Raw genomic sequence first — 23,716 nt, forward strand, 5'->3', positions numbered from 1 at the left:
GCGCATGGCACATGTTGGAAAACGGACGAAAGCGGCCCGCGCCAGCTTTGAAGGCAAGTCGATGCTGAGCGTCGAGGACGCGGTGGCGCTGGTCAAGGGCGCGGCGAATGCCAAGTTCGACGAGACCGTCGAGGTCGCGCTGAACCTGGGTGTCGATCCGCGCCACGCCGACCAGATGGTGCGCGGCGTCGTGAACCTGCCGAACGGCACCGGCAAGACGGTCCGCGTCGCGGTCTTCGCGCGCGGCGCCAAGGCGGACGAGGCCAAGGAAGCCGGGGCCGACATCGTCGGCGCCGAGGACCTGATGGAAATCGTCCAAGGCGGCAAGATCGAGTTCGATCGCTGCATCGCCACCCCGGACATGATGCCGATCGTCGGTCGTCTGGGCAAGGTGCTGGGCCCGCGCAACCTGATGCCGAACCCCAAGGTCGGCACGGTGACCATGGATGTCGCTGCGGCGGTCAAGGCCGCAAAGGGCGGTGAGGTGCAGTTCCGCGCCGAGAAGGCCGGAATCATCCATGCCGGCGTCGGCAAGGCTTCGTTCGACGGCGCCAAGCTGGCCGAGAACATCCGTGCGCTGGTCGATGCGGTGCAGAAGGCCAAGCCGGCGGGCGCCAAGGGCACCTACATGAAGAAGGTCTCGATCTCCTCGACCATGGGGCCGGGTGTTTCCATCGACCTGGCGAGCGCCACCGGAAACTGACGGGTGCCGGGCAGACTGCCCGTGCCGTGAAGGATTGCAGGGGCGGGCCGCAGGGTCCGCCCCTTGCCTGTTCCGGGCGGCTCCGGACTGGGGCGGAAAGGCCGGTCGCGGCGCCTGCGGGGCGGGGTCGGACCGGACAATTGCGGCGCTGCGGCGTTACCGCTGCAAATTGCCTCTTCACATTCCGTTGCAAAGCCCTTAATTACCCGCCGTCCAGGTGACCCCGAGATTCGCGGCCGCCCGGATACTTCGTCCGAGACGGCGGGTGGTCGGTTTCCGGCCATAATTCCTGCCTGAGACGGGAAATGAACAATTCCCTGGGCCGTTTCGATCGGTTTCGGGGGCGATTGGTTAGGACCCGTAAGGACCCGATGTCGGGACTCCTTCGTCCCGGCAGACTTGAGCCGGAGGGTTATCCCTCCAAACTTGGAGTGAAACTGTGGATAGAGCCCAAAAAGAGAAAGTGGTCGAGGAACTCGGCCAGATCTTCGAAAGCTCTGGCGTGGTTGTGGTTGCACACTACGCAGGTCTGACGGTTGCGGAAATGCAGGGTCTTCGTGCGCGCATGCGCGAAGCTGAAGGCTCTGTCCGCGTTGCCAAGAACACGCTCGCCAAAATCGCCCTAGACGGAACGCCGGCGGCTTCTATCGCCAGTCTTCTCACGGGTATGACCGTGCTCGCCTATTCCGAGGACCCTGTCGCAGCTGCGAAGGTCGCGGATCAGTTCGCCAAGGACAACGACAAGTTCGTGATCCTCGGCGGCGCAATGGGTGGCACGGCGCTGGACCCTGCCGGGGTTTCGGCCGTCGCCAAGATGCCGTCGCGCGAAGAGCTCATCAGCTCGATCGCGTCCTGCATCGGGGCGCCTGCCGCGAACATCGCCGGGGCCGTTGGCGCGCCTGCTTCGAACATCGCGGGTATCCTCAGCACCATCGAAGAGCGTGCCGAGGCGGCCTGAAGCAACTGATGAACCTGCGGGGTTCGCGAAACACCCGTTGGAACACATCTAGAATTAGGAACGGATGAGAAAATGGCTGATCTGAAGAAACTTGCCGAAGAGATCGTCGGTCTGACCCTGCTGGAAGCGCAGGAACTGAAAACGATCCTGAAGGACGAATACGGCATCGAGCCGGCCGCCGGTGGCGCCGTCATGATGGCCGGCCCGGCTGCGGGCGGTGCGGCGGATGCCGCCGAGGAAAAGACCGAGTTCGACGTCGTGCTGAAGAGCGCCGGCCCGAACAAGATCAACGTGATCAAGGAAGTCCGCACGATCACCGGCCTGGGGCTGAAAGAAGCCAAGGACCTGGTCGAAGCGGGCGGCAAGGTCAAGGAAGGCGTGACGAAGGCCGAAGGCGAAGACATCAAGGAAAAGCTGACCGCTGCCGGCGCCGAAGTGGAACTCGCCTAATCGGCGTGCGGGCTTTGGCCCAACTCAGAAATCAAGGCTGGATCCGGCGAAGCCGGGTCCAGCCGAACCTGTCTTGAAAAGGCCCCGCAGGGGCGGGGACTTTTCAAGGTGAGGTTCACCGGAACGGGATGGGGCCTTTGGGCGGGCCCTGCAGAATGGTTCCGAACCCCCTGTTTGCTGGCCGCAGGCGAGACCCGACGCTCGTGGCCAAGCGCAAACGAAAGGTGACAACGCGCATGTCTTCGAAAATCATCGGCCAGAAGCGACTCCGCCGGAACTATGGCAAGATTCGTGAAGTGCTGGAGATGCCGAACCTGATCGAGGTTCAGAAATCCTCCTACGACCTGTTCCTGTCTTCGGGCGATCAGCCCGTGCCGCAAGATGGCGAAGGCATCAAGGGCGTGTTCCAGTCGGTCTTCCCGATCAAGGATTTCAACGAGACCGCAGTGCTCGAGTTCGTGGACTACGAACTGGAGAAACCGAAATACGATGTCGATGAGTGCCAGACCCGCGACATGACCTATGCCGCGCCGCTGAAGGTGACGCTGCGTCTGATCGTGTTCGATGTGGACGAGGACACCGGCGCCAAGTCGGTCAAGGACATCAAGGAGCAGGACGTCTACATGGGCGACATGCCCCTGATGACGCCGAACGGCACCTTCATCGTCAACGGCACCGAGCGGGTGATCGTCAGCCAGATGCACCGCTCGCCCGGGGTGTTCTTCGACCATGACAAGGGCAAGACCCATTCCTCGGGCAAGTTGCTCTTCGCCTGCCGGATCATCCCCTATCGCGGCTCGTGGCTCGACTTCGAATTCGACGCCAAGGACATCGTCTATGCGCGGATCGACCGTCGCCGCAAACTGCCGGTGACGACCCTGCTCTATGCCCTCGGGCTGGACCAGGAGGCGATCATGGACGCCTATTACGACACCGTCGTATACAAGCTGAAGAAGAACAAGGGCTGGGTCGCCCCGTTCTTCCCCGAGCGGGTGCGGGGCACCCGCCCGGCCTTCGATCTGGTCGATGCCAAGACCGGCGAAGTCATCAGCAAGGCCGGTGACAAGGTGACGCCGCGCACGGTGAAGAAACTGCTGGACGAAGGCAGTGTCACCGAACTTCTGGTGCCCTTCGAGCAGATCGTCGGCAAGTTCGTCGCCAAGGACATCATCGACGAGGAAACCGGCGCGATCTATGTCGAGGCCGGCGACGAGCTGACCTGGGAGTTGGACAAGGACGGCGAGGTCATCGGCGGGACGCTGAAGGATCTGCTGGATGCCGGGATCACCGACATCCCGGTGCTCGACATCGATAACGTCAATGTCGGCGCCTACATCCGCAACACCATGGCGATGGACAAGAACCTGAACCGTGACACCGCGCTGATGGACATCTACCGGGTCATGCGCCCGGGCGAGCCGCCGACCGTGGAAGCCGCCAGCCAGCTGTTCGACACCCTGTTCTTCGACAGCGAGCGCTATGACCTTTCGGCCGTCGGCCGGGTCAAGATGAACATGCGTCTCGATCTGGACGTGGCCGATACCCAGCGGACGCTGCGCAAGGAAGACATCATCGCCTGCATCAAGGCCTTGGTCGATCTGCGTGACGGCAAGGGTGACATCGACGACATCGACCACCTCGGCAACCGCCGGGTGCGTTCGGTCGGCGAACTGATGGAGAACCAGTATCGCGTCGGCCTGCTCCGCATGGAGCGCGCGATCAAGGAGCGGATGTCCTCGGTCGAGATCGACACGGTGATGCCGCAGGACCTGATCAACGCCAAGCCGGCCGCGGCTGCGGTGCGCGAATTCTTCGGCTCCTCGCAGCTGTCGCAGTTCATGGACCAGACCAACCCGCTGTCGGAAGTGACGCACAAGCGCCGCCTCTCGGCGCTCGGGCCGGGCGGTCTGACGCGGGAACGCGCGGGCTTCGAGGTTCGTGACGTTCACATCACCCACTATGGCCGGATGTGCCCGATCGAAACGCCGGAAGGGCCGAACATCGGCCTGATCAACTCGCTGGCCACCTACGCCCGCGTGAACAAGTACGGCTTCATCGAGACCCCCTACCGGAAGGTCGTCGACGGCCAGGTGACCGACGACGTGCAATATGTCTCGGCAACCGAGGAAATGCGCCACACCGTGGCGCAGGCCAACGCCAAGCTGGACGAGAACGGCCGGTTCGAGAATGACTTCGTCTCGACCCGTCAGGCCGGTGAATTCATGCTCAACCCGCCGGAATCGATCAGCTTCATCGACGTCTCGCCGAAACAGCTGGTTTCGGTCGCGGCCTCGCTGATCCCGTTCCTGGAAAACGACGACGCCAACCGGGCGCTGATGGGCTCGAACATGCAGCGCCAGGCGGTGCCGCTGTTGCAGGCCCAGGCCCCCTTCGTCGGCACCGGGATCGAGGGCGTCGTTGCCCGCGACAGTGGTGCCGCGATCATGGCGCGGCGCGCCGGGATCATCGACCAGGTGGACGCCACCCGGATCGTTGTCCGCGCGACCGAGGACTTGGACCCGGGCGATCCCGGCGTCGATATCTACCGCCTGCGCAAGTTCCAGCGCTCGAACCAGAACACCTGCATCAACCAGAGACCTCTGGTGAAGGTGGGCGACAGGGTGACCAAGAACGAGGTCATCGCCGATGGTCCCTCGACCGATCTGGGCGAACTGGCCCTGGGTAAGAACGTCATCGTCGCCTTCATGCCGTGGAACGGCTACAACTACGAGGACTCGATCCTGATTTCCGAGCGGATCACCCGTGACGACGTGTTCACGAGCATCCATATCGAGGAATTCGAGGTTGCCGCCCGCGACACCAAGCTGGGCCCGGAAGAGATCACCCGCGACATTCCCAACGTCGGCGAGGAAGCCCTGCGCAACCTCGACGAGGCCGGGATCGTCTATATCGGCGCCGAAGTGGGCCCGGGCGACATTCTGGTCGGCAAGATCACGCCCAAGGGCGAAAGCCCGATGACGCCGGAAGAAAAGCTTCTGCGCGCCATCTTCGGGGAAAAGGCGTCGGATGTGCGCGATACCTCGCTGCGGCTGCCGCCGGGCGATTTCGGCACCATCGTCGAAGTGCGGGTCTTCAACCGGCACGGCGTCGAGAAGGACGAACGCGCCCTGCAGATCGAGCGTGAGGAAGTCGAACGCCTTGCCCGTGACCGGGACGACGAGCTGACGATCCTCGACCGCAACACCTATGCGCGTCTCAAGGAGATGCTGCTGGGCAAGACCGCGGTGAAGGGGCCGAAAGGCGTCAAGCCGAACACCGTGATCGACGAGGAACTGCTGGGCACGCTGAGCCGTGGCCAATGGTGGCAGCTCGCCCTGGCCGAAGAGCAGGAAGCGATGCATGTCGAGGCGCTGAACGAGCAATACGAAGCCCAGAAGCGCGCGCTCGAGCATCGGTTCGAGGACAAGGTCGAGAAGGTCCGCCGCGGCGACGACCTGCCTCCGGGCGTGATGAAGATGGTCAAGGTCTTCGTGGCGGTGAAGCGCAAGCTGCAGCCGGGCGACAAGATGGCCGGTCGGCACGGCAACAAGGGTGTCGTGTCCAAGGTCGTGCCGATGGAAGACATGCCGTTCCTGGCCGACGGGACTCCGGTCGACTTCGTTCTGAACCCGCTGGGCGTGCCCAGCCGGATGAACGTCGGTCAGATTCTCGAGACCCACATGGGCTGGGCCGCGCGCGGTCTGGGCCAGCAGGTCGGCGAAGCCCTGGCCGAGTATCGCCGCTCGGGCGACATGACCCCGGTCCGCGACGCGATGAAGATCGCCTATGGCGAGGATGTCTACGAAGAGGACATCAAGGACCTGGACGAAGAGCGCCTTCTGGAATGCGCCAGCAACGTCACCAACGGCGTTCCGATCGCGACCCCGGTCTTCGACGGTGCCAAGGAGGCCGACATCAACGACGCGCTGATTCGTGCCGGCTTCGATACTTCGGGCCAGTCCGATCTCTACGATGGCCGCACGGGCGAGAAATTCGCCCGCAAGGTCACCGTCGGGGCCAAGTACCTGCTGAAGCTGCACCACCTGGTCGATGACAAGATCCACGCCCGTTCGACGGGGCCGTATTCGCTCGTCACCCAGCAGCCGCTGGGCGGCAAGGCGCAGTTCGGCGGTCAGCGCTTCGGCGAGATGGAGGTCTGGGCGCTGGAAGCCTACGGCGCCGCCTACACCCTGCAGGAAATGCTGACGGTGAAATCGGACGACGTGGCAGGCCGGACCAAGGTCTACGAGTCGATCGTCAAGGGCGAGGACAACTTCGAGGCCGGGGTTCCGGAATCGTTCAACGTTCTCGTCAAGGAGGTCCGCGGTCTGGGCCTCAACATGGAACTCCTGGATGCGGAGGAAGAGGAATAATCCCCCCTCTCCTGTAGGACGGGGCAACCCGTCCTGCGAATTCCTCCCCCGAATTCAAGGATTTGAAAATGAACCAGGAACTCACCCACAACCACGCCAACCCGTTCAACCCGGTTGCGCCGATCAAGACCTTTGACGAGATCAAGATTTCCCTGGCCTCGCCGGAGCGGATCCTGAGCTGGTCCTATGGCGAGATCAAGAAGCCCGAGACGATCAACTACCGGACCTTCAAGCCCGAGCGTGACGGGCTGTTCTGCGCCCGCATCTTCGGGCCGATCAAGGACTACGAATGCCTCTGCGGCAAATACAAGCGGATGAAGTATCGCGGCGTCGTCTGCGAGAAATGCGGTGTGGAAGTCACCCTGCAAAAGGTCCGTCGCGAACGCATGGGCCATATCGAACTGGCGGCCCCTGTCGCGCATATCTGGTTCCTCAAGTCGCTTCCGTCCCGGATCGGCCTGATGCTGGACATGACCCTGCGCGATCTGGAGCGGATTCTCTACTTCGAGAACTACGTCGTGATCGAGCCGGGCCTGACCGATCTGAACTACGGTCAGCTGCTGACCGAGGAAATGTACAACGACGCCCAGGACCAGTACGGCGCCGACGCTTTCCAGGCGAATATCGGCGCCGAGGCGATCCGCGAGATGCTGGCGGCGATCGACCTTGAAGCGACGGCCGAACAGCTGCGGCACGACCTCAAGGAAGCCACCGGCGAACTGAAGCCGAAGAAGATCATCAAGCGTCTGAAGATCGTCGAGAACTTCATCGAGTCGGGCAACCGTCCCGAATGGATGGTGCTGACCGTGGTGCCGGTGATCCCGCCGGAACTGCGCCCGCTGGTGCCGCTGGACGGCGGCCGCTTCGCGACCTCGGACCTGAACGACCTCTACCGTCGCGTCATCAACCGGAACAACCGCCTGAAGCGGCTGATCGAGCTGCGTGCGCCGGACATCATCGTCCGCAACGAAAAGCGGATGCTGCAGGAATCGGTCGATGCGCTGTTCGACAACGGCCGTCGCGGCCGGGTCATCACCGGCGCCAACAAGCGGCCGCTGAAATCGCTCTCGGACATGCTCAAGGGCAAGCAGGGCCGGTTCCGTCAGAACCTGCTCGGCAAGCGGGTCGATTTCTCGGGCCGTTCGGTCATCGTGACCGGGCCGGAACTGAAGCTGCACCAGTGCGGGTTGCCGAAGAAGATGGCGCTCGAACTGTTCAAGCCGTTCATCTATTCGCGGCTCGAAGCGAAGGGGCTGTCGTCCACGGTCAAGCAGGCGAAGAAACTGGTCGAGAAGGAACGACCCGAGGTCTGGGACATCCTGGACGAGGTGATCCGCGAACATCCGGTGATGCTGAACCGGGCGCCGACGCTGCACCGTCTGGGCATCCAGGCGTTCGAGCCGATCCTGATCGAAGGCAAGGCGATCCAGCTGCACCCGCTGGTCTGCTCGGCCTTCAACGCCGACTTCGATGGCGACCAGATGGCCGTCCACGTCCCGCTGAGCCTCGAAGCCCAGCTGGAAGCCCGTGTGCTGATGATGTCCACGAACAACGTGCTGTCGCCGGCCAACGGCGCGCCGATCATCGTGCCGTCGCAGGACATGATCCTGGGGCTCTACTACACCTCGATGGATCGCAAGGGCCTGATCGGTGAAGGCAGTGTCTTTACCTCGGTCGACGAGGTCGAGCATGCGCTGAACGCCGGCGAGGTGCATCTGCACAGCCGGATCAAGGCGCGGGTCAAGCAGATCGACGACGAAGGCAACGAGATCTGGAAGCGTTACGACACCACGCCGGGCCGTCTGCGCCTGGGCGCGCTGCTGCCGCTGAACGCGAAGGCGCCCTTCGATCTGGTCAACCGTCTGCTGCGCAAGCGCGAAGTGCAGCAGGTCATCGACACCGTCTATCGCTACTGCGGTCAGAAGGAGAGCGTGATCTTCTGCGACCAGATCATGACCATGGGTTTCCGCGAGGCGTTCAAGGCCGGGATTTCCTTCGGCAAGGACGACATGGTGATCCCCGAGAACAAGTGGCAGCTGGTCGACGAGACCCGTGAGCAGGTCAAGGATTTCGAACAGCAGTACATGGACGGCCTGATCACCCAGGGCGAGAAGTACAACAAGGTCGTGGATGCCTGGTCGAAGTGTAACGACAAGGTGACGGATGCGATGATGAAGACCATCTCGGCCAAGCCCACCGACGCCGAAGGCGCCGAGGGTGAGCCGAACTCGGTCTACATGATGGCCCATTCCGGCGCCCGTGGCTCGGTCACCCAGATGAAGCAGCTCGGCGGGATGCGCGGCCTGATGGCCAAGCCGTCCGGCGAGATCATCGAGACCCCGATCATCTCGAACTTCAAGGAAGGCCTGACCGTTCTTGAATACTTCAACTCGACCCACGGTGCCCGGAAGGGCCTGTCGGACACCGCGCTGAAGACCGCGAACTCGGGTTACCTGACCCGGCGCCTGGTCGATGTCGCGCAGGACTGCATCGTGCGCATGCATGACTGCGGCACCGAACGCGCGATCACCGCGGAAGCGGCGGTCAACGACGGCGAGGTCGTGTCCTCGCTGGCCGAGCGGGTTTTGGGCCGGACCTCTGCGGATGACGTGCTGCGGCCCGGCACCGACGAGGTGCTGGTCAGCCGCGGCGAGTTGATCGACGAACGCAAGGCCGACCTGATCGACAGCGCCGGCGTGACCTCGGTGCGGATCCGCTCGGCGCTGACCTGCGAGGCCGAGGAAGGCGTTTGCGCGATGTGCTACGGCCGCGACCTGGCCCGTGGCACGATGGTCAACGAAGGCGAGGCGGTGGGCATCATCGCCGCGCAGTCGATCGGCGAACCGGGCACCCAGCTGACGATGCGGACCTTCCACATCGGCGGTGTTGCCCAGGGTGGCCAGCAGTCGTTCCTCGAAACCAACCAGGAAGGCGTGATCGAATTCCGCAACGCCAACCTGCTGGAGAACGCGGCCGGCGAACTGGTCGTCATGGGCCGGAACATGCAGGTCGTGGTGATGGACGAGAACGGCCAAGAGCGCGCCGCGCACAAGGTCGGCTACGGCACCAAGATCCATGTGAAGGAAGGCCAGAAGGTCAAGCGCGGCGACAAGCTGTTCGAATGGGACCCCTACACCCTGCCGATCATCGCCGACAAGGCCGGCGTCGCCAAGTTCGTCGATCTGATCGCCGGCATTGCCGTGCGCGAGGACACCGACGAGGCGACGGGCATGACCCAGAAGATCGTGACCGACTGGCGCTCGGCGCCGCGCGGCAACGACCTGAAGCCCGAGATCATCATCATGGACAAGGAAACCGGTGAGCCGGTCCGCAAGGACGACGGCAACCCGATCACCTATGCCATGTCGGTCGATGCGATCCTGTCGGTCGAGGATGGCCAGGAGGTCAAGGCCGGCGACGTCGTTGCGCGTATCCCGCGCGAAGGCGCCAAGACCAAGGACATCACCGGTGGTCTGCCGCGGGTGGCGGAACTGTTCGAGGCGCGGCGTCCGAAGGACCACGCGATCATTGCCGAGATCAACGGCTATGTGCGCTTTGGCCGCGACTACAAGAACAAGCGCCGTATCACGATCGAGCCGGAGGACGACAGCTTCCAGCCCGTCGAGTACATGGTGCCCAAGGGCAAGCACATTCCGGTTCAGGAAGGCGACTATGTCACCAAGGGCGATTACATCATGGACGGCAATCCGGCGCCGCATGACATCCTGCGGATCCTGGGGATCGAGGCGCTGGCCGACTACCTGATCGACGAAGTGCAGGACGTCTATCGCCTGCAGGGCGTGAAGATCAACGACAAGCACATCGAGGTGATCGTGCGGCAGATGCTGCAGAAGATCGAGATCCTCGACTCCGGCGATACGACGATGCTCAAGGGCGAGAACTTCGACAAGGCCGAGTTCGCCGAAGAGAACGAGAAGACCATTGCCAAGGGCGGACGTCCCGCCACCGGCGAACCGGTTCTGCTCGGGATCACCAAGGCGAGCCTGCAGACCCGGTCGTTCATCTCGGCGGCTTCGTTCCAGGAGACCACGCGGGTTCTCACCGAGGCTTCGGTGATGGGCAAGCGCGACAAGCTGGTCGGGCTGAAAGAGAACGTCATCGTCGGGCGGCTGATCCCGGCGGGGACCGGCGGTGCGTCGATGAAGATTCGCAAGATCGCCCAGGAGCGCGACCAGAAGGTGATCGATGCGGCGCGGGCCGAGGCAGAGGCCGCGGCGCGGCTGGCTGCCCCGACCGAGGATGTGGTCGGCGGGGACGAGTTCGACTCGACCCTGGTCGAGACCCCCGAAAGCCGCGACTGATCGCAGCCGGAATGGCAGACAGGAGGCCCCGCGAAAGCGGGGCCTTTTTCCGTTTTCGGGCCTGTCCCCATGGGGACGGGGGGTCAAGTCATTGAAACAACGGGAAAACCCGTGGGGACGCCTATCATGGTTAACAATTCCCCAATCCGCGGCCGCCGACGCGCCGCGCCTTGCCCTGCGCGATCGGTCGTCGGATTCGGGGCTTGCTCCACACAATCGGTTAACCTACTAACTATTGCATGGCCGGCGACGATTTCCACATGCACTTCCTTCTTCATGCGGCCGATCTGGTCGAGGATTCCCTGCGGCGGCGACTGTCGGACATCGACCTCGGCCCCCGGCAGGCGCGGGTCCTGGATGCGCTGGCGAAGATGGGATCGGCGTCGCAGGTCGAGCTTGCGCAACTGTTCGACATCACGGCGGCCAGCATGAGCACGATGACCGCGCGGCTGATCGCGGCGGGGCTTGTCTCGCGGCAGACCGATCCCGCCGAAGCGCGGCGCAACGTCCTGCGCCTGAGCCCGCGCGGCAAGGGCCTGCTGGACGAGATCCACGCCGCCTGGGACAGCATCGACAAGATGATCGAAGAGAAGATCGGCCCGGAAAAGGCCGCCACCCTGGCCGAGCTGACCCGGGAGCTGCGCGACAGCCTGGGCGGCCGGGCGCCCGAAGCATCCGGGGAGACCGGCTGAAAGGATCGCCCCTGCCGCCCTTGTCCGCCTGTTGCTCCCGGTTGTGCCCGGCCGGTCGGTCATTGCCCTTTTCCGCCGGCCTGCCATAACCTTCGCCCATGACCGAGATGCCAGCCGACCATCCCGAGGGCCGCGAAGAGGTGCTGCAGATCATCGGCCTGTGCAGGTTCTCGGTCCCCGGCATCGGCGGGTTCCAGACCGAGCACGGGACGATCGAGGCGCGGCGCGCGATGCTGTATGACCCGGCGCGGCTGGATCGGCGGCTGGCCTGGTTCGAGCATGTCTGCCTGCCGGGGCTGCGGGCCCAGACCGACCCGGATTTCACCCTTGTGCTGCTGCTGGGCGAGGACCTGCCCGAGCCCTGGCGCGGCCGGGTTCTGGCGCTGGTCGCGGATGTTCCGCAGATCGTCGTCGAATATGCGCCACCGGGCCCGCACCGCGAGATCTGCGCCGAGGCGATGCGCCGCCATGTCCATCCCGAGGCGACGGTGCTGGCGCAGTTCCGGCTGGACGATGACGACGCGGTGGCCGGCAGTTTCGTCGCCCGGACCCGGCGCGACCTGGCGGCGGTCCTGGGGATACTGGACCACAAGAGGAACTTCGCGCTGGACTATGTCCGCGGCCTGGTGCTGCGTTGGGACGGCGAGCTGATGTCCTACGAGCCGCGCTTCGCGCATCTCTGGACCGCGGGGCTGGTCTTCGTGAACCGGCCCGCGGACGACCGCTTCATCCTCGACACGCGGCACGACAGGATGTGGTACTACATGCCCGTGGTGTCGCAGAGCGACGAGATCATGTTCCTGCGTGGCGCGCATGGCGGCAACGACAGCCCGATCGGCCGGGGACGGGACCGGTATCCGCTGTCCGAGGAGCGGTTCGAGACCGTGCTGCGCAAACGCTTCCATGTCGATCTGGAGGCGCTGGCCCGGCGCTTGCTGGACATCGCGGCGGCGCGGACGTAGGTCAGCCGGGATGCGCTTGGTCGGGATCGGGCTGAATGGACGGGTTTTGCAATCAGATCGTCGGGCTGGTCCGGTTCTCTCTGGTCACCACGGGGGACTTCTATCCCGGCTTCGATTCCGTCGAGGCGATGCAGGAATTCCTCTTCGACGAGGCGCGGCTGGCAAGGCGTTTCGCGATGTTCGAGGCGTTGTGCCTGCCGGCGCTGGCGCGGCAGAGCGACCCGGATTTCACCGTGCTCTTCCTGACCGCCGAGACCCTGCCCACGCGCTGGCGCGAGCGGCTGGACAGCCTGCTGGCGCCGCATCCCTGGGCGCGGGTGGTGGCGATGCCGCCGATGCTGCATTATCCGGCGATCAAGGCGGCGTTCCAGTCGCTGCCGGCCGAGGGCTTCAGCCACCGGACCAGTTTCCGGCTGGATGACGACGACGCGGTGGACCTGGGCCATGTCGCCCGGCTGCGGCGCCTGGCCGAGAGGCTGCAGGTGGTGCAGGCGCCGGACCGGCCGATGGCACTGGGCTTCAACCGCGGCTTCTACCTGCGCTTCCGCGAGGGCCGGAACGAGATATTCGATGCCCGCGAGCGGACTCCGCTGAGCGTCGGGGCGGCGCTGGTGGCGCCGGCGGGTTACGAGGACAACGTCTATGTCCGCAACCACCGGGCGCTGGCGCAGTATTTCGACTGCTGGTCGGATGCCGAGAGCTTCGTCTATCTGCGGACCCTGCATCGCGACAACAAGTCGAACCCGCATTTCTCGGGCAGCCAGCGCGAGTTGGGGCAGGGCCAGGTGAACCGGATCCTGCGCGAGTCCTTCGGGCTGCGGCCGGCCGAGCTGAAGGCGCTGGCATGAGTAGCGGCACCGCGGCGTCCGGCGGCGGGATCAGCGACAACCTGCGCGGCGCGCTGTTCATGATGGCGTCGATGCTGGCCTTTCTGTTGAACGACACCTTCATGAAGGCGCTCGGGGCGCATCTGCCGCTGTATCAGGCGATCGGCATGAGGGGCATCGCGACGACGGTGTTGCTGGCGGCGATCGGGCTGGCGACGGGCGGGCTTCGCTGGGACCTGAGCCGCGGCGACAGGTGGCGGGTCGTGGTGCGCAGCATTGCCGAGGCCCTGTCGGCGATCTTCTATATCGGGGCGCTGTTCAACCTGCCGCTGGCCAATGCCACGGCGATCCTGCAGGCGCTGCCGCTGACGGTGACGTTGGCCGGGGCGCTGTTTCTGCGGGAGCCGGTCGGCTGGCGGCGCTGGTCGGCGATCCTGGTCGGCTTCATGGGGGTGCTGCTGATCGTGCGGCCGGGGCCGGACGGGTTCAACCATTTCACCCTGCTGGCGCTGGCAGCGGTGGCGACGGTGACGCTGCGGGACCTGGTGACGCGGAAGCTGGACCCGAAGGTGCCGTCGATGACGGTGGCGGTCAGCTCGTCGCTGGGGGCGACGCTGTTTGCCCTGGCCGCCTCGACGACGACGCCATGGGTGCCGCTGAACCTGACCGCGGCGGCGCTGATGGCGGGCGCGGCGCTGTTCGTGATTCTGGGCTACATGTTCTCGATCATGGCGATGCGGGTCGGAGACCTGGCGGCGGTGACACCGTTCCGCTACACCGGGCTGGTCTTCGGGCTGATCCTGGGACTGGTGGTCTTTGGCGACTGGCCCGACGGGCTGACCCTGCTGGGCGCCGGAATCGTGGTGGCGACGGGGCTGTTCACCCTGTATCGCGAGCGCGCCGTGAAACGCCCCGAGGGGCCGGTGCCGCTGCGCATCCGATAGGCCCGCCGCGGGCGATCCGGCGTCGGGGCGCTGTTGACAAGGTATCCGACTCCCCATATACGGCGCGCACCCGGTCACGGGGGTCCCGTCATGGGGCCTTTTTGTGCAGGGCCAAACAGTACTGAAGTGGTCACGATCCGGGCCTGTGCCCCGATCCTCTGGAATTCCACCGCGTCGTTCCCGCGAACGAAGGGGACGCATGCGGTTTTTGTGCATTCACGGACGCGTGAATGCTGATGAAATGAAGACGTTGTACGGGGAACCGGAATGCCAACGATCCAACAGCTGATCCGCAAGCCGCGGCAGCCGAAAGTCAAACGCTCGAAGTCGCTACACCTCGAGTCCTGCCCGCAGAAGCGTGGAGTCTGCACGCGCGTCTACACGACGACGCCGAAGAAGCCGAACTCGGCCATGCGGAAGGTCGCCAAGGTGCGCCTGACCAATGGCTACGAGGTCATCAGCTACATTCCGGGCGAAAAGCACAACCTGCAAGAGCACTCGGTCGTGCTGATCCGCGGCGGCCGGGTCAAAGACCTTCCCGGCGTCCGCTATCACATCCTGCGCGGTGTGCTCGATACGCAGGGCGTCAAAGACCGTCGTCAGCGTCGTTCGAAATACGGCGCCAAGCGTCCGAAGTGAGGATTTAACAGATGTCCCGTCGTCATGCCGCCGAGAAGCGCGAAGTCCTGCCGGACGCCAAGTTCGGCGACCGCATCCTGACCAAGTTCATGAACAACCTGATGATCGACGGCAAGAAGTCCGTCGCCGAGCGCATCGTCTACAACGCGTTCGACCGGGTGCAGGAAAAGCTGAAGAAAGAGCCGGTGGAAGTGTTCCACGAGGCGCTCGACAACATCAAGCCGTCGCTCGAGGTTCGCTCGCGCCGGGTTGGTGGCGCGACCTATCAGGTCCCGGTCGAGGTTCGTCCCGAGCGCCGTGAGGCTCTGGCGATCCGCTGGCTGATCACCGCCGCGAAGAACCGCAACGAACACACCATGGAAGAGCGTCTGGCCGGTGAACTGGTCGATGCCGTCCAGGGACGTGGCACCGCGGTGAAGAAGCGGGAAGACACCCACAAGATGGCCGACGCGAACAAAGCGTTCAGCCACTACCGCTGGTAAGGTTCGGATAAAATGGCACGCGATTACACTCTCGATCACTACCGCAACTTCGGCATCATCGCGCATATCGACGCGGGTAAAACCACGACGACCGAGCGCGTGCTGTTTTACACCGGCAAGTCGCACAAGATCGGCGAAGTCCATGACGGCGCCGCGACGATGGACTGGATGGAGCAGGAGCAGGAACGGGGGATCACCATCACCTCGGCTGCGACGACGACCTTCTGGGAGCGGACCGAGGACGGCAAGAACCCGCAGGGCGACAAGCACCGGTTCAACATCATCGACACCCCCGGCCACGTCGACTTCACCATCGAGGTCGAGCGTTCGCTGGCCGTTCTGGACGGCGCCGTGGTGCTGCTGGACGGCAACGCCGGGGTCGAGCCGCAGACCGAAACCGTCTGGCGCCAGGCCGACCGCTACAAGGTTCCGCGGATCGTCTTCGTCAACAAGATGGACAAGATCGGCGCCGATTTCTACAACTGCGTCAGCATGATCTCCTCGCGCACCGGCGCGGTTCCCTGCCCGATCCAGCTGCCGATCGGTTCGGAAGACAAGCTGGAAGGCATCGTCGACCTGGTGACCATGAAGGAATGGGTCTGGCAGGGCGATGACCTGGGCGCATCCTGGTTCCAGCAGGACATCCGCGACAGTCTCAAGGCCGATGCCGACGAATGGCGCAACAAGATGGTCGAGCTTGCCGTCGAGATGGACGACGACGCCATGGAAGCCTACCTGGAAGGCAACGAGCCCGACCCGGAGACCCTGCGCACCCTGCTGCGCAAGGGCACCCTGGAGCTGAAGTTCGTGCCGATCCTCTGCGGCTCCTCGTTCAAGAACAAGGGCGTGCAGCCGATGCTGAACGCCGTGATCGACCTGCTGCCCTCGCCGCTGGACGTGCCGCCCTACATGGGCTTCCTGCCCGGCGACGAGACCGAGACCCGCAACCAGCCGCGTTCGGCGGATGACACGCAGCCGTTCTCGGGCCTGGCCTTCAAGATCATGAACGACCCCTTCATGGGCAGCCTGACCTTCACCCGGATCTATTCCGGCGTGGTCAAGAAGGGCGACCAGCTTCTGAACGCCACCAAGGGGCGGAAAGAGCGGATCGGCCGGATGGTCATGATGCATGCCAACAAGCAGGAAGAGATCACCGAAGCCTATTCGGGTGACATCATCGCGCTTGCTGGCCTGAAAGAGACCACCACGGGCGACACGCTCTGCGATCCGGCCAACCCGGTGGTCCTGGAAACCATGTCCTTCCCCGCGCCGGTGATCGAGATCGCCGTCGAGCCGAAGACCAAGGCCGACCAGGAGAAGATGGGCATCGCGCTGGCGCGTCTGGCGGCGGAAGACCCGTCGTTCCAGGTCGAGACCGATCTCGAAAGCGGCCAGACGATCATGAAGGGGATGGGCGAGCTTCACCTCGACATCCTGATCGACCGGATGAAGCGCGAGTTCAAGGTCGAGGCCAACATCGGTGCGCCGCAGGTGGCCTATCGCGAGACGATCAGCCGCGAGGCCGAGATCGACTACACCCACAAGAAGCAGACCGGCGGCACGGGCCAGTTCGCCCGCGTCAAGCTGGAGATCGCGCCGACCGAGCCGGGCGAAGGCTATTCGTTCGAATCGAAGATCGTCGGTGGTGCGGTGCCGAAGGAATACATCCCGGGTGTCGAGAAGGGCATCAAGTCGGTGATGGATTCGGGTCCGCTGGCGGGCTTCCCGGTCATCGACTTCAAGGTGACCCTGGTCGACGGTGCCTTCCACGACGTGGACTCGAGCGTCCTGGCCTTCGAGATCGCCACCCGTGCCGCGATGCGCGAGGGCCTGAAGAAGGCCGGCGCCAAGCTGCTGGAGCCGATCATGAAGGTCGAGGTGGTGACCCCGGAGGAATATACCGGCGGCATCATCGGCGATCTGACCAGCCGTCGCGGCATGGTTCAGGGGCAGGACACCCGCGGCAACGCGATCGTCATCGACTGCTTCGTGCCGCTGGCCAACATGTTCGGCTACATCAACACCCTGCGCTCGATGTCCTCGGGCCGTGCGGTGTTCACCATGCAGTTCGACCACTACGAGCCGGTTCCGCAGAACATCTCGGACGAAATCCAGAAGAAATACGCATGACGTGGTGGGCGATCCGCCCACCCTACACCCCGTAGGGTGCGCCACGGCGCACCACCGCTGACAGGAGAAGACAAATGGCCAAGGCAAAGTTCGAACGCAACAAGCCGCATGTGAACATCGGCACGATCGGTCACGTTGACCACGGCAAGACGACTCTGACCGCCGCGATCACCAAGTACTACGGTGACTTTCAGTCCTATGACATGATCGACGCGGCGCCGGAGGAGAAGGCGCGCGGGATCACGATCTCGACGGCGCATGTGGAATACGAGACCGAGACGCGGCACTACGCGCATGTCGACTGCCCCGGCCACGCCGACTATGTGAAGAACATGATCACCGGTGCGGCGCAGATGGACGGCGCGATCCTGGTGGTGAACGCGGCGGACGGCCCGATGCCGCAGACCCGCGAGCATATCCTGCTGGGCCGCCAGGTCGGCATCCCGCATATCGTGGTCTACCTGAACAAGGTCGATCAGGTGGATGACGAGGAGCTTCTGGAACTGGTCGAGATGGAAGTGCGCGAGCTTCTGTCGTCCTACGACTACCCCGGTGACGACATTCCGATCATCAAGGGTTCGGCGCTGGCGGCGCTGGAAGGCCGCGACAAGGAGATCGGCGAGGATTCGATCCGTGCGCTGATGGAAGCGGTGGATTCCTACATCCCGACCCCGGCGCGTCCGGTGGACCAGCCCTTCCTGATGCCGGTCGAGGACGTGTTCTCGATCTCGGGCCGCGGCACGGTTGCCACCGGCCGGATCGAGCGCGGCGTGATCAAGGTCGGCGAAGAGATGGAGATCGTCGGGCTGAACGCCAACAAGAAGACGGTCTGCACCGGCGTCGAGATGTTCCGCAAGCTGCTGGACCAGGGCGAGGCGGGCGACAACGTTGGTCTGCTGCTGCGCGGGATCGAGCGCGACGGTGTCGAGCGGGGCCAGGTGCTGTGCAAGCCGGGTTCGGTGACGCCGCATACCGAGTTCGAGGCCGAGGTCTACATCCTGACCAAGGATGAAGGCGGCCGGCACACGCCGTTCTTCGCCAACTACCGGCCGCAGTTCTACTTCCGGACCACCGACGTGACCGGGACGGTCCAGCTTCCGGAAGGCACCGAGATGGTGATGCCGGGCGACAACCTGAAGTTCGTGGTCGAGCTGATCGCACCGATCGCGATGGAGGAAAAACTCCGCTTCGCGATCCGCGAAGGCGGCCGCACCGTCGGCTCGGGCGTCGTCTCGAAGATCATCAAGTAAGACCGGTTCGACGTGGGGTCCGGGATGAGCCCGGGCTCCACCTCTCAACCAAGGCCGCGAAAGGCAAAGACATGCAATCGCAGAATATCCGCATCCGCCTGAAGGCGTTCGATTACCGCGTGCTGGACGCCAGCACCGCGGAAATCGTCCAGACCGCCAAGCGCACCGGTGCCACGGTCCGGGGTCCGATCCCGCTGCCGAACAAGATCGAGAAGTTCACCGTTCTCCGCGGGCCGCATATCGACAAGAAGTCGCGCGACCAGTTCGAGATCCGGACGCACAAGCGGCTGCTCGATATCGTCGATCCGACCCCGCAGACGGTGGACGCGCTGATGAAGCTCGACCTCGCCGCCGGCGTGGACGTCGAGATCAAGCTCAACTGAGGAGGGTGACCGATATGTTGCGCTCTGGCGTTATTGCAAAGAAGGTGGGGATGACCCGCCTGTTCATGGAAGACGGTCGGCAGGTTCCCGTTACCGTTCTTCAACTCGACAACCTGCAGGTGGTGGCGCAGCGCACCGCCGAGAAGGATGGCTATTCGGCCGTCCAGCTTGGCGCGGGCACGGCCAAGGCCAGCCGCACCACGGCCCCGATGCGCGGCCATTTCGCCGCCGCCAAGGTGGCGCCGAAGCGCAAGATTGCCGAGTTCCGGGTCGATCCGAAGAACATGATCGGCGTCGGTGAGGAAATCACCGCCGACCATTATTTCGAAGGTCAGTTCGTGGACGTTTCGGGCACCTCGGCCGGCAAGGGCTTTCAGGGTGCGATGAAGCGGCACAACTTCGGCGGCCTGCGGGCGACGCACGGCGTCTCGGTCTCGCACCGGTCGCACGGCTCGACCGGCCAGTGCCAGGACCCCGGCAAGGTGTTCAAGGGCAAGAAGATGGCCGGCCACATGGGCGCCGTCCGGGTCACCACGCAGAATCTGCAGGTGGTGCGCACCGACAGCGAACGCGGCCTGATCATGATCAAGGGCGCGGTCCCGGGCACCAAGGGTGGCTGGGTCACGGTCAAGGACGCGGTGAAGAAGCCGGTGCCCGAGAATGTCATGCTGCCGGCCGGGCTGAAGAGCATGGCGGAAGAGGCCCGCAAGGCCGCTGAAGCTGCCGCCGCCGAGGCTGCCGCCGCCGAAGAGGCCGCCAAGGCCGAGGCTGCTGCTGCCGAGCAGGCTGCGATGGAAGCCGCCGAGAAGGCCGCGGCCGAGGCTCCGGCCGAAGGTGCAGCGCCGGAAGGAGACGAGAAAAATGAAGGCTGACGTCATCAAGCTCGACGCCAAGAAGGCGGGCGACATCGACCTCCCCGACGCGATCTTCGGATTGGAACCGCGGGCCGACATCCTGCACCGGATGGTGCGCTGGCAGCGTTCGCGCAGCCAGGCCGGCACCCACAAGGTCAAGGGCCGGTCCGAGGTCAGCTATTCGACCAAGAAGATCTATCGCCAGAAGGGCACCGGCGGCGCACGCCACGGTGACAAGGGCGCGCCGATCTTCCGTCACGGTGGTACCTACAAGGGGCCGACGCCGCGCAGCCATGCCCACGACCTGCCGAAGAAGTTTCGTGCTCTCGGTCTGAAGCATGCCCTGTCGTCGAAGGCCGCCAGCGGCGACCTGGTGATCCTGGAGGCCGCCGACATGGCGGAACCCAAGACCGGCGCGCTGGCCAAGGCGATCAAGGCCCTGGGCTGGAAGCGCGTGCTGGTCATCGACGGCGCCACGGTCAACGAAAACTTCGCCCGCGCGGCGGCCAACCTCGACGGTGTCGATGTGCTGCCGACCATGGGCGCCAATGTCTATGACATCCTTCGCCGCGACACCCTGGTGTTGACGCGGGCGGCTGTCGAAGCTCTGGAGGCCCGCCTGAAATGAGCGCTGAACCGAAGCACTACGACGTGGTCGTGAAGCCGATCATCACCGAGAAGGCCACCATGGCGTCCGAACATGGCGCCGTGGTCTTTGAAGTGGCCAAGTCGGCGACCAAGACGACGATCAAGGAAGCGGTGGAAAACCTCTTCGGCGTCAAGGTGAAGGCGGTGAATACCGTCGTCACCAAAGGCAAGACCAAGCGCTTTCGCGGCAAGCCGGGCACCCGGCGCGACGTGAAGAAGGCCTATGTGACGCTCGAGGATGGCAACACCATCGACGTCACGACGGGGCTCTGATAGAAGGCGCCGAATCTTCGGCCCCCAAACTTGGGGGCCGCTGACTTTTTAGTAACCGGGACCTACGGGGCCCTAAAGCAAACGAGGGCGCCACATCGGGGCCCTGCAATAACGGAAGACAGAAAGCATGGCACTCAAGTCGTATAAGCCGACGACGCCTGGCCAGCGCGGGCTGGTTCTGATCGACCGTTCGGAGCTGTGGAAAGGCCGCCCCGTCAAGACCCTCACCGAAGGTCTGACCAAGACGGGCGGACGGAACAACACCGGACGAGTCACGATGTGGCACAAGGGGGGCGGCGCGAAGCGGCTCTACCGCATCGTGGATTTCAAGCGCACCAAGCATGACATGCCGGCGGTCGTCGGCCGGATCGAATACGATCCCAACCGGACCGCGTTCATCGCGCTGATCCAGTACGAGGACGGCACCGAGAACTACATTCTCGCGCCGCAGCGTCTGGCAATCGGCGACAAGGTGATCTCGGGCGCCAAGGTCGACGTGAAACCGGGCAACGCGATGCCGTTCTCGGGCATGCCGATCGGCACCATCGTCCACAATGTCGAGCTGAAGCCCGGCAAGGGCGGCCAGATCGCGCGGGCGGCGGGCACCTATGCCCAGTTCGTCGGCCGGGACGGCGGTTACGCGCAGGTCCGGCTGTCCTCGGGCGAGCTGCGCCTGGTCCGGCAGGAATGCATGGCGACCATCGGCGCGGTGTCGAACCCCGACAACTCGAACCAGAACTTCGGCAAGGCCGGCCGGATGCGTCACAAGGGCGTCCGCCCGACGGTGCGCGGCGTTGCGATGAACCCGATCGATCACCCGCATGGCGGCGGCGAAGGCCGCACCTCGGGCGGCCGGCACCCGGTCACCCCCTGGGGCAAAGGCACCAAGGGCAACCGCACCCGCACCAACAAGGCGACGGACAAGTACATTCTCCGCTCGCGCCACGCCAAAAAGAAGGGGCGCTGAGCTATGTCGCGTTCTGTCTGGAAGGGCCCGTTCGTCGACTCGTTTCTGCTGAAGAAAGCCGAAAAGAGCCGCGAATCCGGCCGCAACGAAGTCATCAAGATCTGGTCGCGTCGCTCGACGATCCTGCCGCAATTCGTGGGTCTCACGTTTGGCGTCTACAACGGCCACAAACATATCCCCGTCAACGTCACGGAAGACATGATCGGTCAGAAGTTCGGTGAATACTCGCCGACCCGGACCTATCACGGTCATGCCGCGGACAAGAAAGCGAAGCGGAAGTAGTCATGGGCAAGGAAAAGAACCCCCGCCGCGTGGCAGACAACGAAGCCATGGCCAAGGCCAAGATGCTTCGGACCTCGCCGCAGAAGCTGAACCTGGTTGCCCAGATGATCCGCGGCAAGTCCGTGGACAAGGCTCTGGTTGACCTGACGTTCTCGAAGCGCCGGATCGCGCAGGACGTGAAGAAATGCCTTCAGTCCGCGATCGCCAATGCCGAGAACAACCACAACCTCGACGTTGACGAACTGGTCGTCGCCGAGGCCTATGTCGGCAAGAACCTGGTCATGAAGCGCGGCCGTCCGCGGGCGCGTGGCCGTTACGGCAAGATCCTGAAGCCGTTCTCGGAACTCACCATCAAGGTCCGTCAGGTCGAAGCCGCCGGGGAGCAAGCATAATGGGACAGAAGGTCAACCCGATCGGCATGCGTCTCCAGGTCAACCGCACCTGGGACAGCCGCTGGTATGCCGACACCAAGGACTATGGCAATCTGCTGCTTGAAGACCTTGCGATGCGCAAGTTCATCAAGAAGGAGTGCTACCAGGCCGGCGTGTCGAAGGTCATCATCGAGCGGCCGCACAAGAAGTGCCGGGTGACGATCCACACCGCCCGTCCGGGCGTGATCATCGGCAAGAAGGGCGCGGACATTGAAGGTCTGCGCAAGAAGCTGGCCGCGATCACCGACAGCGAACTGCATCTCAACATCGTCGAGGTGCGCAAGCCGGAACTGGACGCCGCGCTGGTCGCCGAATCCATTGCCCAGCAGATGGAGCGCCGGATTGCCTTCCGCCGTGCCATGAAGCGGGCGGTGCAGAACGCGATGCGGATGGGTGCCCTGGGCATCCGGGTCAACGTCGGCGGTCGCCTCGGCGGTGCCGAGATCGCCCGGACCGAGTGGTATCGTGAAGGCCGCGTGCCGCTGCATACCCTGCGCGCCGACATCGACTATGCCCTGGCCGAAGCCAAGACCCCCTACGGGATCATCGGCGTGAAGGTCTGGATCTTCAAAGGCGAGATCATGGAGCACGATCCCTCGGCCCGTGATCGCAAGCAACAAGAGCTGCAAGACGGCCCGGGCCCGCGTGGTTCCGGTGGTCCGCGCCGCGACCGTTAAGGAGACAAGCAGATGCTGCAACCGAAACGGACGAAATTCCGCAAGCAACACAAGGGCCGGATTCACGGCGAAGCCAAGGGCGGTTACGACCTTGCCTTTGGCTCGTTCGGCCTGAAGGCCACCCAGCCCGAGCGTGTGACCGCGCGTCAGATCGAAGCGGCCCGCCGCGCCCTGACCCGCCACATGAAGCGCCAGGGATCGGTCTGGATCCGGGTGTTCCCGGACGTGCCGGTGACCGGAAAGCCCACCGAAGTGCGGATGGGTAAGGGCAAGGGCTCGGTCGAGTACTGGGCGGCCAAGGTGAAGCCGGGCCGGATCATGTTCGAGATCGACGGCGTGGACGAAACCACCGCGCGCGAAGCCCTGCGGCTGGCGGCGATGAAGCTGCCGGTGAAGACCAAGACGATCGTTCGCGCCGACTGGTAGGGACCGAAGGGGGGGCAGAACGCCCGTCTCGCGGTGCCGACAC

At 64.3% G+C, this 23,716-nt stretch carries 22 protein-coding genes; all 22 read left to right on the top strand.

Going from position 1 to position 23,716, the window contains the following annotated elements; genetic code table 11:
• The first annotated feature begins 4 nt into the window (after positions 1–4).
• Positions 5–703, top strand: a complete 699-nt coding sequence (gene rplA, locus NUW50_RS19700; RefSeq protein WP_258290892.1) for a 50S ribosomal protein L1 — start codon at positions 5–7, stop codon at positions 701–703.
• Positions 704–1,142: 439 nt separating this feature from the next.
• Complete coding sequence (gene rplJ, locus NUW50_RS19705; RefSeq protein ID WP_258290893.1) at positions 1,143–1,661, top strand: 50S ribosomal protein L10; 519 nt, start codon at positions 1,143–1,145, stop codon at positions 1,659–1,661.
• Positions 1,662–1,733: 72 nt separating this feature from the next.
• The gene (rplL, locus tag NUW50_RS19710; protein ID WP_258290894.1) at positions 1,734–2,111 is read left to right on the top strand and encodes a 50S ribosomal protein L7/L12; all 378 of its coding nucleotides are present in this window, start codon (positions 1,734–1,736) and stop codon (positions 2,109–2,111) included.
• A 236-nt stretch (positions 2,112–2,347) separates the two neighbouring features.
• Positions 2,348–6,484, top strand: coding sequence for a DNA-directed RNA polymerase subunit beta (gene rpoB, locus NUW50_RS19715; protein WP_258290895.1), 4,137 nt, complete (start codon positions 2,348–2,350; stop codon positions 6,482–6,484).
• 68 nt (positions 6,485–6,552) lie between these two features.
• Positions 6,553–10,806, top strand: coding sequence for a DNA-directed RNA polymerase subunit beta' (gene rpoC, locus NUW50_RS19720; protein WP_258290896.1), 4,254 nt, complete (start codon positions 6,553–6,555; stop codon positions 10,804–10,806).
• Between the two features lie 260 nt (positions 10,807–11,066).
• Complete coding sequence (locus NUW50_RS19725) at positions 11,067–11,498, top strand: MarR family winged helix-turn-helix transcriptional regulator (protein ID WP_258290897.1); 432 nt, start codon at positions 11,067–11,069, stop codon at positions 11,496–11,498.
• 98 nt (positions 11,499–11,596) lie between these two features.
• Complete coding sequence (locus NUW50_RS19730; RefSeq protein ID WP_258290898.1) at positions 11,597–12,460, top strand: putative rhamnosyl transferase; 864 nt, start codon at positions 11,597–11,599, stop codon at positions 12,458–12,460.
• 35 nt (positions 12,461–12,495) lie between these two features.
• Positions 12,496–13,308 carry a putative rhamnosyl transferase gene (locus NUW50_RS19735; protein ID WP_258290900.1) on the top strand — a complete coding sequence of 271 codons (813 nt, stop codon included), beginning with the start codon at positions 12,496–12,498 and terminating at the stop codon, positions 13,306–13,308.
• Positions 13,305–14,231 (top strand): DMT family transporter, encoded by a 927-nt coding sequence (locus NUW50_RS19740; protein WP_258290901.1) that lies wholly within the window; start codon positions 13,305–13,307, stop codon positions 14,229–14,231. Before NUW50_RS19735 ends, NUW50_RS19740 begins: the two co-directional genes overlap by 4 nt.
• A 267-nt stretch (positions 14,232–14,498) precedes the next feature.
• On the top strand, positions 14,499–14,870 hold the full coding sequence (gene rpsL, locus NUW50_RS19745; protein ID WP_258290902.1) for a 30S ribosomal protein S12: 372 nt from the start codon (positions 14,499–14,501) through the stop codon (positions 14,868–14,870).
• Positions 14,871–14,881: 11 nt separating this feature from the next.
• A complete protein-coding gene (gene rpsG, locus NUW50_RS19750; protein ID WP_258290903.1) occupies positions 14,882–15,352 on the top strand; it encodes a 30S ribosomal protein S7 in 471 nt (156 codons plus the stop codon).
• Between the two features lie 12 nt (positions 15,353–15,364).
• On the top strand, positions 15,365–17,482 hold the full coding sequence (fusA, locus tag NUW50_RS19755; protein ID WP_258290904.1) for an elongation factor G: 2,118 nt from the start codon (positions 15,365–15,367) through the stop codon (positions 17,480–17,482).
• 74 nt (positions 17,483–17,556) lie between these two features.
• On the top strand, positions 17,557–18,732 hold the full coding sequence (gene tuf / locus NUW50_RS19760; protein WP_258290886.1) for an elongation factor Tu: 1,176 nt from the start codon (positions 17,557–17,559) through the stop codon (positions 18,730–18,732).
• Positions 18,733–18,803: 71 nt separating this feature from the next.
• On the top strand, positions 18,804–19,115 hold the full coding sequence (rpsJ, locus tag NUW50_RS19765) for a 30S ribosomal protein S10 (RefSeq protein ID WP_258290905.1): 312 nt from the start codon (positions 18,804–18,806) through the stop codon (positions 19,113–19,115).
• Positions 19,116–19,129: 14 nt separating this feature from the next.
• Positions 19,130–19,987: a 50S ribosomal protein L3 gene (gene rplC / locus NUW50_RS19770; protein WP_258290981.1), complete on the top strand. Its 858-nt coding sequence runs from the start codon at positions 19,130–19,132 to the stop codon at positions 19,985–19,987.
• The gene (gene rplD / locus NUW50_RS19775) at positions 19,977–20,597 is read left to right on the top strand and encodes a 50S ribosomal protein L4 (protein WP_258290906.1); all 621 of its coding nucleotides are present in this window, start codon (positions 19,977–19,979) and stop codon (positions 20,595–20,597) included. The genes rplC and rplD overlap by 11 nt, the downstream gene beginning before the upstream one ends.
• Positions 20,594–20,890, top strand: a complete 297-nt coding sequence (locus NUW50_RS19780) for a 50S ribosomal protein L23 (RefSeq protein WP_258290907.1) — start codon at positions 20,594–20,596, stop codon at positions 20,888–20,890. The genes rplD and NUW50_RS19780 overlap by 4 nt, the downstream gene beginning before the upstream one ends.
• Positions 20,891–21,017: 127 nt before the next feature.
• A complete protein-coding gene (gene rplB, locus NUW50_RS19785) occupies positions 21,018–21,857 on the top strand; it encodes a 50S ribosomal protein L2 (protein ID WP_258290908.1) in 840 nt (279 codons plus the stop codon).
• Positions 21,858–21,860: 3 nt separating this feature from the next.
• Positions 21,861–22,139, top strand: a complete 279-nt coding sequence (gene rpsS, locus NUW50_RS19790) for a 30S ribosomal protein S19 (RefSeq protein ID WP_258290909.1) — start codon at positions 21,861–21,863, stop codon at positions 22,137–22,139.
• Between the two features lie 2 nt (positions 22,140–22,141).
• Complete coding sequence (rplV, locus tag NUW50_RS19795) at positions 22,142–22,531, top strand: 50S ribosomal protein L22 (protein ID WP_258290910.1); 390 nt, start codon at positions 22,142–22,144, stop codon at positions 22,529–22,531.
• Positions 22,531–23,247, top strand: a complete 717-nt coding sequence (gene rpsC / locus NUW50_RS19800) for a 30S ribosomal protein S3 (RefSeq protein WP_258290911.1) — start codon at positions 22,531–22,533, stop codon at positions 23,245–23,247. Before rplV ends, rpsC begins: the two co-directional genes overlap by 1 nt.
• Positions 23,248–23,259: 12 nt before the next feature.
• Positions 23,260–23,673, top strand: a complete 414-nt coding sequence (rplP, locus tag NUW50_RS19805) for a 50S ribosomal protein L16 (protein WP_258290912.1) — start codon at positions 23,260–23,262, stop codon at positions 23,671–23,673.
• Positions 23,674–23,716: the final 43 nt, after the last annotated feature.

It is taken from the genome of Frigidibacter sp. ROC022 (genome assembly GCF_024723735.1).
Taxonomy (GTDB): Bacteria; Pseudomonadota; Alphaproteobacteria; order Rhodobacterales; family Rhodobacteraceae; genus SLM-1.

What these genes read in the sequence shown, in the direction of transcription:
- rpsS (WP_258290909.1), top strand. Translation starts at nt 21,861, where the DNA reads ATGTCGCGTTCTGTCTGGAAGGGCCCGTTCGTCGACTCGTTTCTGCTG.
- NUW50_RS19740 (WP_258290901.1), top strand. Translation starts at nt 13,305, where the DNA reads ATGAGTAGCGGCACCGCGGCGTCCGGCGGCGGGATCAGCGACAACCTG.
- rplB (WP_258290908.1), top strand. Translation starts at nt 21,018, where the DNA reads ATGGCACTCAAGTCGTATAAGCCGACGACGCCTGGCCAGCGCGGGCTG.
- rplP (WP_258290912.1), top strand. Translation starts at nt 23,260, where the DNA reads ATGCTGCAACCGAAACGGACGAAATTCCGCAAGCAACACAAGGGCCGG.
- NUW50_RS19735 (WP_258290900.1), top strand. Translation starts at nt 12,496, where the DNA reads ATGGACGGGTTTTGCAATCAGATCGTCGGGCTGGTCCGGTTCTCTCTG.
- rplV (WP_258290910.1), top strand. Translation starts at nt 22,142, where the DNA reads ATGGGCAAGGAAAAGAACCCCCGCCGCGTGGCAGACAACGAAGCCATG.
- NUW50_RS19780 (WP_258290907.1), top strand. Translation starts at nt 20,594, where the DNA reads ATGAGCGCTGAACCGAAGCACTACGACGTGGTCGTGAAGCCGATCATC.
- rpoB (WP_258290895.1), top strand. Translation starts at nt 2,348, where the DNA reads ATGTCTTCGAAAATCATCGGCCAGAAGCGACTCCGCCGGAACTATGGC.
- rpsJ (WP_258290905.1), top strand. Translation starts at nt 18,804, where the DNA reads ATGCAATCGCAGAATATCCGCATCCGCCTGAAGGCGTTCGATTACCGC.
- rplD (WP_258290906.1), top strand. Translation starts at nt 19,977, where the DNA reads ATGAAGGCTGACGTCATCAAGCTCGACGCCAAGAAGGCGGGCGACATC.
- rpoC (WP_258290896.1), top strand. Translation starts at nt 6,553, where the DNA reads ATGAACCAGGAACTCACCCACAACCACGCCAACCCGTTCAACCCGGTT.
- rplC (WP_258290981.1), top strand. Translation starts at nt 19,130, where the DNA reads ATGTTGCGCTCTGGCGTTATTGCAAAGAAGGTGGGGATGACCCGCCTG.
- rpsG (WP_258290903.1), top strand. Translation starts at nt 14,882, where the DNA reads ATGTCCCGTCGTCATGCCGCCGAGAAGCGCGAAGTCCTGCCGGACGCC.
- NUW50_RS19730 (WP_258290898.1), top strand. Translation starts at nt 11,597, where the DNA reads ATGACCGAGATGCCAGCCGACCATCCCGAGGGCCGCGAAGAGGTGCTG.
- NUW50_RS19725 (WP_258290897.1), top strand. Translation starts at nt 11,067, where the DNA reads ATGCACTTCCTTCTTCATGCGGCCGATCTGGTCGAGGATTCCCTGCGG.
- rpsL (WP_258290902.1), top strand. Translation starts at nt 14,499, where the DNA reads ATGCCAACGATCCAACAGCTGATCCGCAAGCCGCGGCAGCCGAAAGTC.
- fusA (WP_258290904.1), top strand. Translation starts at nt 15,365, where the DNA reads ATGGCACGCGATTACACTCTCGATCACTACCGCAACTTCGGCATCATC.
- tuf (WP_258290886.1), top strand. Translation starts at nt 17,557, where the DNA reads ATGGCCAAGGCAAAGTTCGAACGCAACAAGCCGCATGTGAACATCGGC.
- rplA (WP_258290892.1), top strand. Translation starts at nt 5, where the DNA reads ATGGCACATGTTGGAAAACGGACGAAAGCGGCCCGCGCCAGCTTTGAA.
- rplL (WP_258290894.1), top strand. Translation starts at nt 1,734, where the DNA reads ATGGCTGATCTGAAGAAACTTGCCGAAGAGATCGTCGGTCTGACCCTG.
- rpsC (WP_258290911.1), top strand. Translation starts at nt 22,531, where the DNA reads ATGGGACAGAAGGTCAACCCGATCGGCATGCGTCTCCAGGTCAACCGC.